This window comes from Thiohalophilus sp. (assembly GCF_046483665.1).
Taxonomy (GTDB): domain Bacteria; phylum Pseudomonadota; class Gammaproteobacteria; order UBA6429; family Thiohalophilaceae; genus Thiohalophilus.
Map to the genome: position 1 here is coordinate 22,466 of NZ_JAWOCR010000017.1, position 13,106 is coordinate 35,571.

At 54.0% G+C, this 13,106-nt stretch carries 12 protein-coding genes; 5 read left to right on the top strand and 7 right to left on the bottom strand.

All coding sequences use genetic code 11. The features are described from left to right. Nucleotides 1-64 precede the first annotated feature (64 nt). The 3 genes from malQ to glgC are packed head-to-tail and all read right to left on the bottom strand — an operon-like array spanning nt 65 to nt 4,481. The gene (malQ, locus tag R6U90_RS04760; protein ID WP_410351528.1) at nt 65-1,528 is read right to left on the bottom strand and encodes a 4-alpha-glucanotransferase; all 1,464 of its coding nucleotides are present in this window, start codon (nt 1,526-1,528) and stop codon (nt 65-67) included. Then, nucleotides 1,529-3,223: a glycoside hydrolase gene (locus tag R6U90_RS04765; RefSeq protein ID WP_410351529.1), complete on the bottom strand. Its 1,695-nt coding sequence runs from the start codon at nt 3,221-3,223 to the stop codon at nt 1,529-1,531. Then, complete coding sequence (gene glgC / locus R6U90_RS04770) at nt 3,213-4,481, bottom strand: glucose-1-phosphate adenylyltransferase (protein WP_410351530.1); 1,269 nt, start codon at nt 4,479-4,481, stop codon at nt 3,213-3,215. The genes R6U90_RS04765 and glgC overlap by 11 nt, the downstream gene beginning before the upstream one ends. A 410-nt stretch (nt 4,482-4,891) precedes the next feature. On the opposite strand from glgC, the gene glgB reads away from it, so the two are divergent. Beyond that, nucleotides 4,892-7,102, top strand: a complete 2,211-nt coding sequence (gene glgB, locus R6U90_RS04775) for a 1,4-alpha-glucan branching protein GlgB (RefSeq protein ID WP_410351531.1) — start codon at nt 4,892-4,894, stop codon at nt 7,100-7,102. Continuing rightward, nucleotides 7,099-8,583 (top strand): glycogen synthase GlgA, encoded by a 1,485-nt coding sequence (glgA, locus tag R6U90_RS04780; protein WP_410351532.1) that lies wholly within the window; start codon nt 7,099-7,101, stop codon nt 8,581-8,583. The genes glgB and glgA overlap by 4 nt, the downstream gene beginning before the upstream one ends. A gap of 12 nt (nt 8,584-8,595) precedes the next feature. Here glgA and R6U90_RS04785 read toward each other — a convergent pair whose 3' ends face one another. The 3 genes from R6U90_RS04785 to R6U90_RS04795 form a co-directional block, all read right to left on the bottom strand. Then, complete coding sequence (locus R6U90_RS04785; protein WP_410351533.1) at nt 8,596-8,799, bottom strand: SAP domain-containing protein; 204 nt, start codon at nt 8,797-8,799, stop codon at nt 8,596-8,598. 185 nt (nt 8,800-8,984) lie between these two features. Next, a complete protein-coding gene (locus R6U90_RS04790; RefSeq protein ID WP_410351534.1) occupies nt 8,985-9,137 on the bottom strand; it encodes a hypothetical protein in 153 nt (50 codons plus the stop codon). A gap of 234 nt (nt 9,138-9,371) precedes the next feature. Further along, complete coding sequence (locus R6U90_RS04795) at nt 9,372-9,647, bottom strand: hypothetical protein (RefSeq protein ID WP_410351535.1); 276 nt, start codon at nt 9,645-9,647, stop codon at nt 9,372-9,374. A 213-nt stretch (nt 9,648-9,860) separates the two neighbouring features. Between R6U90_RS04795 and R6U90_RS04800 the strand changes: the two genes are divergently transcribed. Beyond that, nucleotides 9,861-11,006, top strand: a complete 1,146-nt coding sequence (locus R6U90_RS04800; protein WP_410351536.1) for a diguanylate cyclase domain-containing protein — start codon at nt 9,861-9,863, stop codon at nt 11,004-11,006. 81 nt (nt 11,007-11,087) lie between these two features. On the opposite strand, the gene R6U90_RS04805 is transcribed toward R6U90_RS04800, so the two are convergent. Next, nucleotides 11,088-11,627 carry an arylesterase gene (locus tag R6U90_RS04805; protein ID WP_410351537.1) on the bottom strand — a complete coding sequence of 180 codons (540 nt, stop codon included), beginning with the start codon at nt 11,625-11,627 and terminating at the stop codon, nt 11,088-11,090. Nucleotides 11,628-11,733: 106 nt separating this feature from the next. On the opposite strand from R6U90_RS04805, the gene R6U90_RS04810 reads away from it, so the two are divergent. Both R6U90_RS04810 and R6U90_RS04815 read left to right on the top strand, forming a co-directional pair. Next, complete coding sequence (locus R6U90_RS04810) at nt 11,734-12,441, top strand: ABC transporter ATP-binding protein (protein WP_410351538.1); 708 nt, start codon at nt 11,734-11,736, stop codon at nt 12,439-12,441. Next, nucleotides 12,434-13,106: ABC transporter permease (locus R6U90_RS04815; RefSeq protein WP_410351539.1), on the top strand; the 673-nt coding region annotated here is incomplete at its 3' end. The genes R6U90_RS04810 and R6U90_RS04815, both read left to right, overlap by 8 nt.

The window sequence follows — 13,106 nt, forward strand, 5'->3', positions numbered from 1 at the left end:
TTAAAATTCAATATTCAAAATTATTACTCTCTTTGCGTCTTTGCGATATTTTACTTTTATCAATTTATAGCCGCCCGTACAGATGTAACAGGTGACGGAGTTTTTGGATGAGTTCGTCCGGTACCTGTGGCCAGTCAAAGCGCCATTGCCAGTTGCCTTCTATTGTTCCAGGCGTGTTCATGCGATATTCGCTACCGAGGGCCAGTAGATCCTGCATCGGAATTACTGCCAGACAACTGACCGAGGCCAGGGCGCAGCGGATCAACGGCCAGGGCATTTCCCGGTCCGTCTTCAGACCCAGGTAATCCCGAATATAATTTTGTGTTTCAGTCGGAAGTTGCTGATACCAGCCCAGACTGGTGTCGTTGTCGTGTGTGCCGGTATAGACCAGTGAATGAAACTCATGCTGATGCGGAAGATAGCTATTGTTGGGATCGCCATCGAAGGCAAATTGCAGAATCTTCATTCCCGGCAGGTCAAACGTTTCCCGTAACACATGGACCTCTTCGGTAATCATGCCGAGGTCTTCAGCTACCAGGGGAAGATTGGGGAATGCTGTATGCAAGGCGGCAAGTAGTTTCGCGCCGGGCGCATTGATCCAGTGGCCCTTGATCGCCGTTTCCTCTTTGGCGGGGATCGACCAGTAGGCCTGCAGACCGCGAAAGTGATCTATGCGTACAATATCAAATAATTGCAGTTGGGTTTGCAGGCGTCGTTGCCACCATTGAAAGTGATCCTGCTCCATAATATCCCAGCGGTAGAGCGGATTACCCCAGCGTTGGCCGGTTTCCGAAAAATAGTCCGGTGGTACGCCGGCCACTTGCTGTGGATGACCTTGACTGTCTAGCGTAAACAGTTCGCGCTGGGCCCACACATCGGCGCTGTCATAAGAGACATAGATAGGCATATCGCCAAAAAGTAACACCTTATTATCTGCGGCATAGGCTTTCAGATCCTGCCATTGCTGAAAAAAGATAAACTGGCAAAACTGATGGAACTCGATGCGCTCTGCCAGGTTATCCCTGGTCTGTTTCAATGTCGCGGCATCCCGATCCCGTAATGCGGCCGGCCAGTGGTGCCAGGCATCCCCGCCCTGTTGTTCACGCAAGGCCATAAACAGACTGTAATCGTCCAGCCAGTCAGACTCATCACGCTTAAACTGCTGCCAGGTCTGTAACAACCGTCGGTCTTTCTTCTTACTGAACTGTTTCCAGGCCCGTTCCAGCTGTTGTTGATGAGTCTGAAAATCCATCACTTCCGGGCAATTCGACAGCATATGACGATCCCGCAGCCAGTCCAGGCTGATTAATTTCGGGTCGCCGGCGTGGGCCGAGAGTGCCAGATAAGGTGAACTATCCTGATGGGTGGGGCCCAGAGGCAGCATTTGCCATACGCCGATACCGCACTGTTGCAGCCATTCGATAAAGCGATAGGCATCATGGCAAATTTGCCCACGAGGCAGGGGACCGGGGAGCGAGGTGGGGTGTAACAGGACACCGCCGCGCCGCTGCCGGTACAACGGATGCATTCAGTGGCTTTCCTGTCCGCGGCGCATGGTGCCGCCGGTAGCAGGCTGGCCACCCCCCTGGGAAATCGGCTCGGCCAGTACATCCGGCGGTTCCAGACCCAGTTGAATGTACAGATTGGATAACTGCTGACGATAGAGTTGATCGAAATCGCGCACCGATTCGGCGGGATTGTAATCGCCGAACCACCAGAACCAGTCAGAGCCTTCACAAATGGCCAGCTGGGTGAGAATCGCCTCGCGCTGCCCGGCACTGAATGTGCGTGACGCCAGTTGTTGATCACAAGTGCGTTTGGCTTCCACCAGCAGATCCCAGGCGCGGTTTTTGCCGGGATCGCCGATCCAGGTGGAAAAAGTTCCATATACCCAGCTGCCGGCGACGATCCGCTCCAGGCTTATCGGCTCGGGCTGATCCGCCAGATAGTCGCTGTAGGTTGTCAGGTTGAGACCGGGATGATCCGCCAGGCCGGCATACAGCGCCTGTAAAAAGTAATATCCATTCTCCGGATAAAATTCCCAGGCATTTTCACCATCCAGAATGATGGAAACAATCGGGTTGGACTGTTCCTGACAGGCTTCAGCGATATTTTCCAGGTGGTGAAGCAGATTGGCCACCGCGTCATCGGCGTGCCAGGTGGCGTAATCAAAGCCTATCAGGTCCGACAATCCGTCATCACGGAAGAAGCAGCAGGCTGACGTGTCCGTGTAACGGTAGTTAGTATGAAGGCAGGGGCTGTCGGCGTGTCCGGGATTAAGACTGTTGCGCAGAACCGTATCCCCACTGGCCAGCCAGGTAAATCCATGCTCGCTCAGCAGACGGATTGTCGCCTCGCTGATACTGCCTTCCGAGGGCCAGCAACCGGCGGGACGAAAGCCGAAGTATTGTTCAAACACGGCCAGCCCTTTTTCGATATGCCAGGCGACCCGTTCTTTCCCTCCGGGGTAGTGATCTGCTGCGGGCAGGCGGACCTCGGGCATAGCTTCCCGTGCCGAGTGAATATCGAGTAACAATGGCATGATGGGATGCGCATAAGGTGTGACCGACAACTCAATGCGCCCCTGTTCGGCAAGCATGCGATAGCGGCCAATCACGTTGCTACATAAATCGCCGATCAGGCGCAGCAGGACATGGCGATCATGCTGATTGAAATTAATGCCCTTCTCGATTAATGCCTGAACCTGGCGATTTTCGCGGCGCACGGTTTCGCCTAGCCAGGCCAGGTGGAACCAGGTCAACAGATCGGTTAAAAAGCGATCGTGCAGATAGATAATGGCATCGGGATGCTCATCCAGCCATGCAGCAAATTCGGCCAGTCGTTGATAGTTGGGATAGCGTTGAATCAGGCGGCTTTCGTTGGCCCGCAGGCACTGTTTGATCAGGGCCAGCCGCTGCTTGGGTTCGCCGGGCATTACCGGCCGGGCCAGGGCGTCGAGCAGATTATCGTGAATTTCTGTGCCCTGCAGGAAAAACGACTGGATCTGTTGCGCATAGTCATCGATTTGTTCCAGTAGCGTCGGGGTAAAGTTGACCACCGCCCGCGCGGCCGGGTTGGCTTCCAGGTGCGCGGCCATGTCGATGTAGTCCTTGATGGCATGCAGGTAGGTCCAGGGGAGATGATAGTCGCCGCTGCGCCGGTCCCGGTATTCGGGTTGATGCATGTGCCAGTAAAGGACTACGTTCAATGGTTTAGCGGACATGACGAATCTGTTGCCCCAGCATCTCCGGTGTCACCAGTACGACTCCTTTGGGTGATATGTAAAAGCGTTTGGCATCTTCCTGGGCATCAACACCAATTCTGGTATCGTCAGGGATTTCACAACCTTTTTCTATAATAGCGTGACGGATAACACAGTTCTGGCCGATATTAACCTCAGGCAGGATTAACGAATCTTCCACCAGCGAATAGGATTCGACACAGACACTGGAAAATAGCAGTGAGTGGCGTACGGTGGCACCGGAGATGATACACCCTCCCGAGACCATGGAATCGATCGCTTCGCCGCGTCGCTCATCCTCATCAAAGATGAATTTGGCCGGTGGCAACTGTTCCTGGTAGGTCCAGATGGGCCAGTCCAGATCATACAGATTCAGCTCCGGGGTGATACCGATCAGCTCCATGTTGGCTTCCCAGAAGGCATCGACCGTGCCCACATCCCGCCAGTAGCCATTATTGCCCTTGACAGGGTCCTGGAAAGTATAGGCATAGGTGCGATACTTTTCGAGCAGGGCGGGGATCACATCCTTGCCAAAATCGTGACTGGAGTGATTATTCTCGGCGTCTTCCATCAGACGCTCGATCAGAAATTCCTTGTTAAAGACATAGATGCCCATGGAGCAGAGTGACATGGTCGGGTCTTCGGGGAGAGTAGGAGGGTGTTCCGGTTTTTCCACAAACCGGCGGATACGATGTTCCTGGTCGATGTCCATGACGCCGAACGACGAGGCCTCCTCCACCGGAACCGGGATACAGCCGACGGTGATGTCCGCATCCTGTTCCACATGAAAGGCGAGCATGGCACCGTAATCCATTTTATAGACATGATCCCCGGCCAGCACCAGCACATATTCAGGGTCATGGTTGCGGATGATGTCGATATTCTGATAAATGGCATCAGCAGTGCCGGCATACCAGGAGGTTTCGATGCGCTGTTGGGCGGGCAATAATTCAACAAATTCGCCGAATTCCCCGCGTAACATCCCCCAGCCTTGCTGGATATGGACAATCAGGGAGTGAGCCTTGTACTGGGTCAGTACACCGATTCGTCGGATGCCCGAATTGATACAGTTGGAGAGGGGGAAATCGATAATCCGGAACTTGCCACCGAAGGGAACAGCCGGTTTGGCACGCCACAGGGTCAGCTGCTTGAGCCGGCTGCCGCGTCCACCGGCCATGATCAGCGCCAGGGTGTCTCGGGTCAGTCGGCTGACAAAACGGGGCGACCGGGGATGACTCATAGGGGCTTCCTTATTCGATAATTGAGGACTTTAATCCATTTTCCTGGGTCAGGCAGGACAATATGTACAATTTATGCGCCAGCATCGATAGCCGTCAATTGGAAGCGATCCGACCTGAACCGGGGAAAGCGTGTTGCACCTTTTTGTCGCACAGCAAGATACCCATGACACACTATCAAGCATAATCCTCCATCGTCTTTTTGGGAAGCACAGGAGTGACTATGTCACCGGAATAGTGAGTAAATATCTCTTTAATTACAGCATCACAGGATGACCGATGTATGACAGTCCGTTTACATCAACAATTTCGGTATGGGATTTTCCCCGTATCATGTCGCGCCTGAATCACCTATGATGTAAACAACAGTTTTGACTGTTTGTACCGCCTGCTAAACTCTGGAACTAACCTGATGACCGATACGCCACAAGCCCAACTGCTCGACAGTCATGTGCAGAATAACCCCGATCTTCAGCGCCTGTTGCAGGCCCGCCATCATGACCCGTTTGCGGTGCTGGGGCGCCATGAACAGGCCGGTGAAACATTAATCCGCGTATTGTTGCCCTATACCCGGGAGGTGACGCTGGAAGACACCGGCGAGGTATTCCTTCGGGTCGGCAATAGCGATATTTTCGAATGGCGCGGCCGGGGCGAGTCTCTGTCGGCACATTACCGCCTGCGGCGGATCGACAGTGACGGTGGGGTTCATCTGCTGTATGACGTCTATACCTTTGGCCCGACACTGTCCGACTATGACCTCAATCTGTTTTCGGCCGGTAAGCACCTGCATGTCTATCATATGCTTGGCGCCCATGCCTGCACTGTCGATGGCGTCGACGGGATTCGGTTTGCGACCTGGGCCCCCAACGCCGAGCGGGTCAGCGTAATCGGCAACTTCAATCGCTGGGATGGCCGCTGTTATCCGATGCGTGCCCGTGGCAGCAGCGGCGTATGGGAGTTGTTTATTCCAGAATTGCCCATGGGGGAACTCTACAAGTACGAGATCCGTAATCGCGATACCGGCAAGGTGGTGCAAAAATCCGACCCTTACGCCCGGCAAACCGAGTTACGACCGCGCACTGCCTCGGTCATTTTTGAAAGCGACTATACCTGGCAGGATGACGCCTGGCTGGCACAGCGTCAGTCTGCGGACTGGCTTCACCAGCCAATGAGTATCTATGAAGTGCACCTGGGTTCCTGGCAACGGGGAGAGCAAGGCGAGGTGCTGGGTTACCATGAACTTGCTCACCGGCTGGTCGAATATGTCACCCGACTCGGCTTTACCCATATCGAGCTGATGCCTGTCACCGAACATCCCTTTGATGACTCCTGGGGCTATCAGACGACGGGCTATTATGCACCCACGGCACGCCACGGCGATCCCGACGGCTTTCGCTACTTTGTCGATTACTGTCATCAACACAATATCGGCGTGCTACTGGACTGGGTGCCGGCCCACTTTCCGCGCGATGAATTCGCGCTGGCCTATTACGACGGCAGCGCCCTGTATGAACATGAAGATCCCCGGCGCGGCGCGCATCCTGACTGGGGCACCCTGATCTATAATTACGGACGCAACGAAGTACGCAATTTTTTAATCAGCAGCGCTATCTTCTGGCTGCAGGAATATCACCTTGATGGCCTGCGGGTCGACGCGGTAGCCTCGATGCTTTATCTCGACTACTCCAAGGAGCAGACTGACGAGTGGCTACCCAATATCCACGGCGGTAACGAAAACCTCGAAGCCATCAGTTTTTTGCGCGAGATGAATACGGTAACCCATCGTGAGGTACCCGGAACATTGATTATGGCCGAGGAATCAACCGCCTGGCCCCAGGTTACCCGACCCGTGGAGCTTGGTGGCCTGGGGTTTTCCATGAAATGGAATATGGGCTGGATGCATGACATTCTGGAATATTTTTCACAGGATCCGGTTCATCGGCGCTATCACCACGATAAACTGACATTTGGTTTGATCTATCTGTTTACCGAAAACTTCATACTGCCGTTCTCCCATGATGAAGTGGTGCATGGGAAATCGTCGCTACTTTACAAAATGCCAGGCGATGAATGGCAAAAGTTTGCTAATTTACGCCTGTTGTATACTTTTATGTATACCTACCCGGGAAAGAAATTGCTGTTCATGGGTTGTGAGTTCGGCCAGGGACCGGAATGGAATGCCAGGACTCAGCTTGAGTGGTATGTGCTGGAGTATCCGGTGCATCACGGTTTACAAAAAATGGTTGGCGATCTTAACCAGTTATACCGTGGTGAACCGGCATTGCATCAGTACGATTTTGATTACCAGGGATTTGAATGGATCGACTGTCACGATTCGGAGCAATCAATAATCAGCTTTCTGCGCAAAAGCGATGACCGCATTGTGGTTGTGGTATTGAACTTTACACCGGTGCCGCGCTATGACTATCGAATCGGTGTACCGCAGGCGGGGCGCTATCGCGAGATGTATAACTCCGACTCGGAATTTTATGCCGGCAGTAATGTGGGTAACCAGGGCGAATTACATACCACCGGCATTAGCTGGATGGGCCGCCCGGATTCCCTGTCACTGACCCTGCCGCCTCTGGCCGGCATTGTACTTGAGTATCTGGTTGACGAATGATTCCCCGACGTATTCTGTATTGCAGCAGCGAAGCCTATCCATTGATCAAAACCGGTGGGCTTGGTGACGTTGCCGGTAGTCTGCCGCGGGCATTGCAACAGCTCGGTCATGACGTGCGCCTGTTGCTGCCGGCCTATCGCGATCTGCTGAACAATTTGCCGCAACGACCCCGTCAGCTGGGTCAATGGCAGATTGACGGGCAACTGGTTAGTCTGGGACAGACCTTTTTACCCGGTAGCCGGGTGAAGATCTGGCTCGTGGACTGCCCGCCACTGTTCGATCGCCCCGGCAATCCCTATCATGACGCCGATGGCGAGCCCTGGCCCGATAATGCGCAACGCTTTGCCCTGTTTGACAAAGTTGCCGCTCTGATCGCGATTGACCAGCTGGATCTTGAGTGGCAGCCCGATATCGTGCATGGCAATGACTGGCAATGCGGTTTGCTCCCGGTATATATCAATGAGTACGAGAGACGCCCGGCGACGGTCTTCACCATTCATAACCTGGCCTATCAGGGATTGTTCGATCGCACCACGTTTGAACAACTGGGCCTGCCTGAATCACTCTGGCATTTTACTGCGCTGGAGTACTATAACCAGTTGTCCTTCATCAAGGGCGGGCTCGTGTATGCCGATCATCTCACTACTGTCAGCCCGAGCTATGCGCGTGAGATCCAGACAGCGGCTTTCGGCCAGGGAATGGATGGGGTGCTGGCGCACCGCGCGGCGGATCTCAGCGGTATTCTTAACGGCGTGGATATCCGCGTCTGGAACCCGGGAACAGACAAACTGATCATCAAACGCTATAACCGTCAGCATCTGAGCGACAAACAGCTCAATAAACAGTCATTGCAAGCAGAGTTCAATTTGCCGCAGGACAATGGGGTGTTGCTGATGGGGATGGTCACCCGGCTTGCGGAACAAAAAGGCATCGATCTGATCCTCGACAGTATGGCCGCTCTCTTCCGACTTCCTGTGCAGCTGATCATTCTGGGCAGCGGTGATAAACGCTATGAACAACGATTGCAGGAAGCGGTCGGGCAGTATCCACGGCAACTGGCCCTTACCCTGAGTTATGACGAGACCCTGGCGCATCGGATAGAGGCAGGCGCCGATCTGTTTTTGATGCCCTCGCGTTTTGAACCCTGTGGTCTCAATCAGATGTACAGCCAGCGTTATGGCACCTTACCGCTGGTGAGTCCGGTCGGTGGGCTGGCCGATACGGTTGACGATACTCGTTTCGATGTCACAGGTGAGGCATTGCAGGAGAGTGAGAGCAGCGGTTTTGTCATGCCAGAGGTCAGCCTCGCGGCGCTGGAAGAGACAGTACAGCGTGCGCTGGAGCTTTACGCACACCCGTCGTTGTGGCGACAGGTCCAGCGTGTCGCCATGAGCCGGGATTTTTCCTGGCAACGCAGTGCAGGGCGCTATTCACAACTCTACGAACAGCTTCTGCAGCAACGTCCGCCCGCGCTCACCTGAAAGGGGGTTGTTTTAGTGCGCCGCTTTTTTCGCCGCGGAAAAACAGTCTTCCCGCCACAGGCAACCGGGCTGATCACAGACGCCATCGATGGCGGTGGCAAAACACTCGAAATTGCCTTCCGCTGACTGGATATGTCGTACCAGATTAATTTTGCTCTGGCGGGCTGTCTTTAAACCATGTTGTTTGGCAAGTTGGCGGATTTCCTGCATTTGCATAGCACATCTCCTCGGTAAAGTGTTCGTGTTCAAGTCTGGGGCCGGGTTATGACAGTTATATGGCAAAATCAGCAACCGGGCCTGTTTAAAGTATAGACCTGATTAACGAATCCTGGAAAAAGAAAGGCACAGCCGTAATAGACTGTGCCAAAGGCGGAATGTATCCGCATCAAGGTCCACCTTTTTCAGGCAGGAGGAGAAATCGGCTTGTCAACGCCCGCTTCTGCGATTTCCTCTGCCAGCTCGGCTGCCGGATACTGGCTGAGTGCAGTCGGAGCGTGCTCGTCATCGTTCAGAAACAGCTCAACAAATGTTGCATAATTGAAGTGGCTATTCATGGCGGTAGTCTCCGGTTGGCACGAGTGCTTTTTTGTATGCTAACAACAATCATGCCAGATACCGGTTTTCAGAGCGTATTCAACTAACTGATTGTATCTTAAGAGTTTTCTGCCGATGAAGGATAATTCTCTGTCGGACCTGAATATTCAGGTCTTGCACCGTACCGGCTCAGAGGAAGGTTACTTGCCCTGAAACGGTCCGCGAAGTTGCTCTGTTTGTGCTACCTCGGATCATCATCCATCACCGGAAGTCGGTTTTTTATCCTTCTCCACGGAGGACGCGTCGGGCGCTTCCTCCGCCGGAGGGTTCAGGCGCTGTAATGATCGCCGCAGTATCGGAAAACGATCCGCGATCGAGACAAAAGTGGTTCGGCTGCGCGGGGAATATTTCATGAGTAACGGAATCCCGATCAGTAACAGCGGCAGCCCAAGTGGCAGTGGAGACCAGAGAACCAGTAACCCGCCCACGGTCGAGGTACTGCCCAAAACGATCCAGAACCATTTGATCATGGTCGCTCTCTTTACCGCTTATTTCGCTCCGACTGCCGGCCAGAGACTGCCAGAGGAACATGACTATTTTGTGACTCCCTCCCACTGCTATCCGGCTGCGTTCTCTGTATTGGCTGAACCGGGCTTAAACCATTTATTCTGTGCGTGATTATCTTCGCAGGCTGTCGTCAGCGTTGATTATGTTGTAATCTTTAAAAAAACAGAAGTACTGCCATGCCACCAGACGAGTCCACGGCCACTGAACCGGGAAGTTCCCCGCACGGAAAGGAATCCTCGCAACATCGTACCTTTGGTAACTCTCGGGTCAGCCACGAACAATTCCGTTTTGTCTATGCGGCCGAACACGTCTATGTGGCGGGTCTGCTGCTGCATGGGCTGTTTTTTGTTGTGTTTTTGTGGCTCAATATTCGCGAACTTTATCTGTTCAACATTCTCAGCCTGGCCGCCTTTTCGCTGGCGTTCTATCTGAATCGTAATAGCCGGCACAATCTGGCCCTGTGGCTGGTCTATCTGGAGGTTATCCTGCACGCCAGCCTGGCCAGCTGGCTGCTGGGCTGGAACAGCGGTTTCTATTATTACCTGCTCGCTATCGGCCCGATGTTGTTCATCAATCCCGGCCGATCCTTACTGGAAAAACTCCTGCTGTCCGCCGTGCCGGTTATGTTACTGATTTTTCTTTATAGTCAGTCCTTGCGTGGATTTCCGCTTTATTATCTGAATCTGGACATTATTCATCTGTTGCATATCGGCAATCTGATAGCCACCGTGGCGGTGACCGCCTATCTGGCACATTATTACGCCAAAGGTGTCAATGAGTCACAGCAGCAATTACAAAAACTGACAGAGGCCTACCAGCAACTGGCGACCTATGATTCCTTGACCCGGTTACTCAATCGCCATGCCATGACCCAGGCGATCGAAGATGAAGTCAGTCGATTTCGCCGCGATGACAAGCCTTTTGTCCTGGCACTGGGGGATATAGATGATTTCAAGCAAATCAATGATCGGTTCGGGCATCATGTTGGCGATGTCTTGTTGAAAAAGCTCGCCTCCCGGATGCAGCAACGGCTGCGGCGACACGATGTCATCAGCCGCTGGGGCGGGGAGGAGTTTTTGATTCTGTTATCGGATGTCAGGCTGTCAGAAGCGGAGTCCGTTTTGAACGAGTTGCGGGAATATCTCGCCGAGCCGGTGCGCGCCAGCAGCCTCGATCAGGGGGTGACGATCACCTTTGGCGCAGCCCAATACAGTGACGAGCGAGGCATTGATCAAACTATCCAGGCGGCGGATCGGGCCATGTATCGCGGTAAAACGGCGGGCAAGAACCGGGTGGTCCTGGACCGTTCTGAATCGGAATAATTACCCGATTGATGCCGTCGGACAAGCGGAGACTGACAATAGTTATGCAAGCTCCCAGGCCCCGTTTGACGAGAGATTCAGTTACCGGGCCGGCTTCAGCATAGGGGCGAGTTTGTCCCAGATATTGTGCATGATTCGGGGCTGGGCCTGGGCGGTCGGATGAATGCCATCGCTTTGCATCAACGCCGGATTGTCGGCAACCTGATCCAGGATTTTGGGGACCAGGGTGATATCGTAGCGGCTGGCAAGATCGCGGTATACCGCCGTGAATCTGGCATTATACGTGGGCCCGTAGTTGGGTGGCAGGCGTACACCGGCCAGCAAGACCCGGGCATTGGCCTGCTGACTGCGTTCGATAATGCTGGCCAGGCTGGATTGAATTTCAGAAAAGGCGAGACCCCGCAAACCATCGTTGCCCCCCAATGCCACGATAACAATCGCCGGTTGATGGGTGCGCAGGGCCGGTTCAAGCCGATTAAGTGCGGTGCGGGCGGTGTCACCGCTGACACTGGCATTGATCGCGCGATAATCATAGCCTTTTCGTGACAGCTGCTGTTGTAACAGGCTGACCCAACCCTGATCCCGATCGATGCCGTATGCCCCACTGAGACTGTCACCCAAGACCAGAATATTTGCCTGTGTTTTGCCCGCTGCGGACACGGTATGGTTAATGCTGATTACCAGTCCAAGCAGTACTGGTATAACTTGTCGACAAAAGGCTTTTAACATGAAAGAAGGCAGTTCCCGTGTGTTTGTGGAAGCCCGTCACCTGGGCAAGCAGGTCAAAACCCGTGACGGAGTTTTGACCCTGTTGCATGATATCAATTTTGCTATCGAGGCGGGGACTTCACTGGCGATTCTCGGTACCTCGGGCTCGGGCAAGACCACCTTGCTGGGGTTGCTGGCGGGACTGGATTTGCCTACCGAAGGAGAGGTGATTCTGGAAGGATACCGGTTAAATGCTTTCGATGAAGATGGTCGTGCCCAACTGCGCGCCGAACGGGTGGGCTTTGTGTTCCAGAATTTTCAGCTGTTACCGGGACTGACTGCCGTGGAAAACGTGATGTTACCACTGGAACTGGCCCGTGCCGCGCAGCCACGTCAGACGGCCGAACAGATCCTGGGTAGGGTCGGTCTGGCTGAACGTTTTCGTCATTATCCCAACCAGTTATCCGGTGGCGAACAGCAACGTTGTGCCATTGCCCGGGCTTTTGCCACACAACCGCGTTGCCTGTTTGCTGATGAACCGACCGGAAATCTGGATAGTGAGACCGGCAAACAGATCATTGAATTACTGTTTGAGCTCAATGCCGAACTGGGCACCACACTGATTATGGCGACCCACGATCCCCTTTTGTCTCAGTTGTGTCAGCAACGGTTGTATCTGGCTGCCGGGCGTTTGGTCGAACCGGAGGCCATGGTTCCTCATGACTGAACGCCGGTTGCATAATTTCTCGTTCCTCTGGGTAAATTCCTGGCGCATGTTATGGCGGGACTGGCGTGCCAGAGAGCTGGGTATCCTGGCTCTGGGGCTGGTGATTGCGGTGACCAGTATTACGGCCGTCGGATTTTTTACGGATCGGATCGAACGCGGCCTGCAGGAACAGTCTGCCGAACTACTGGGCGCTGATCTGGTCATTAAATCCCGCAATGCCCCGGTGCTTCGGTATGTCGATAGCGTACAGGAACAACCTCTGCAGGTGGCTACAACCACGCAGTTTCGCAGCGTCGTGCTGGGCAAGGGACAACCCCATCTGGTCGAGGTTAAGGCCGTCTCAAAAAACTACCCGCTGCGCGGAACATTGCGTATCAGCGATACCCCCTTTGCCGGGGATACACCAACCGATAAGATTCCCGCGCCGGGAGACCTCTGGGTCGATGCCCGTTTGTTGTATTTATTAAATACTGAAATCGGTCAGACCGTGAGTCTGGGGGAGAAGCGATTTACCCTGCGCAAGGTTCTGCGCTATGAACCGGACCGGGCCGGCGATCTGTTTTCGATGGCGCCCCGGGTTTTAATGAACCAGGCCGATCTGGCTGCGACCGGTTTGCTGGGACCGGGATCACGAGTCACCTATCGGGTACTGATCGCAGGTACCC

What these genes read in the sequence shown, in the direction of transcription:
- R6U90_RS04810 (WP_410351538.1), top strand. Translation starts at nt 11,734, where the DNA reads ATGAAAGAAGGCAGTTCCCGTGTGTTTGTGGAAGCCCGTCACCTGGGC.
- R6U90_RS04785 (WP_410351533.1), bottom strand. Translation starts at nt 8,799, where the DNA reads ATGCAAATGCAGGAAATCCGCCAACTTGCCAAACAACATGGTTTAAAG.
- glgB (WP_410351531.1), top strand. Translation starts at nt 4,892, where the DNA reads ATGACCGATACGCCACAAGCCCAACTGCTCGACAGTCATGTGCAGAAT.
- R6U90_RS04800 (WP_410351536.1), top strand. Translation starts at nt 9,861, where the DNA reads ATGCCACCAGACGAGTCCACGGCCACTGAACCGGGAAGTTCCCCGCAC.
- R6U90_RS04790 (WP_410351534.1), bottom strand. Translation starts at nt 9,137, where the DNA reads ATGAATAGCCACTTCAATTATGCAACATTTGTTGAGCTGTTTCTGAAC.
- malQ (WP_410351528.1), bottom strand. Translation starts at nt 1,528, where the DNA reads ATGCATCCGTTGTACCGGCAGCGGCGCGGCGGTGTCCTGTTACACCCC.
- glgC (WP_410351530.1), bottom strand. Translation starts at nt 4,481, where the DNA reads ATGAGTCATCCCCGGTCGCCCCGTTTTGTCAGCCGACTGACCCGAGAC.
- R6U90_RS04795 (WP_410351535.1), bottom strand. Translation starts at nt 9,647, where the DNA reads ATGATCAAATGGTTCTGGATCGTTTTGGGCAGTACCTCGACCGTGGGC.
- glgA (WP_410351532.1), top strand. Translation starts at nt 7,099, where the DNA reads ATGATTCCCCGACGTATTCTGTATTGCAGCAGCGAAGCCTATCCATTG.
- R6U90_RS04765 (WP_410351529.1), bottom strand. Translation starts at nt 3,223, where the DNA reads ATGTCCGCTAAACCATTGAACGTAGTCCTTTACTGGCACATGCATCAA.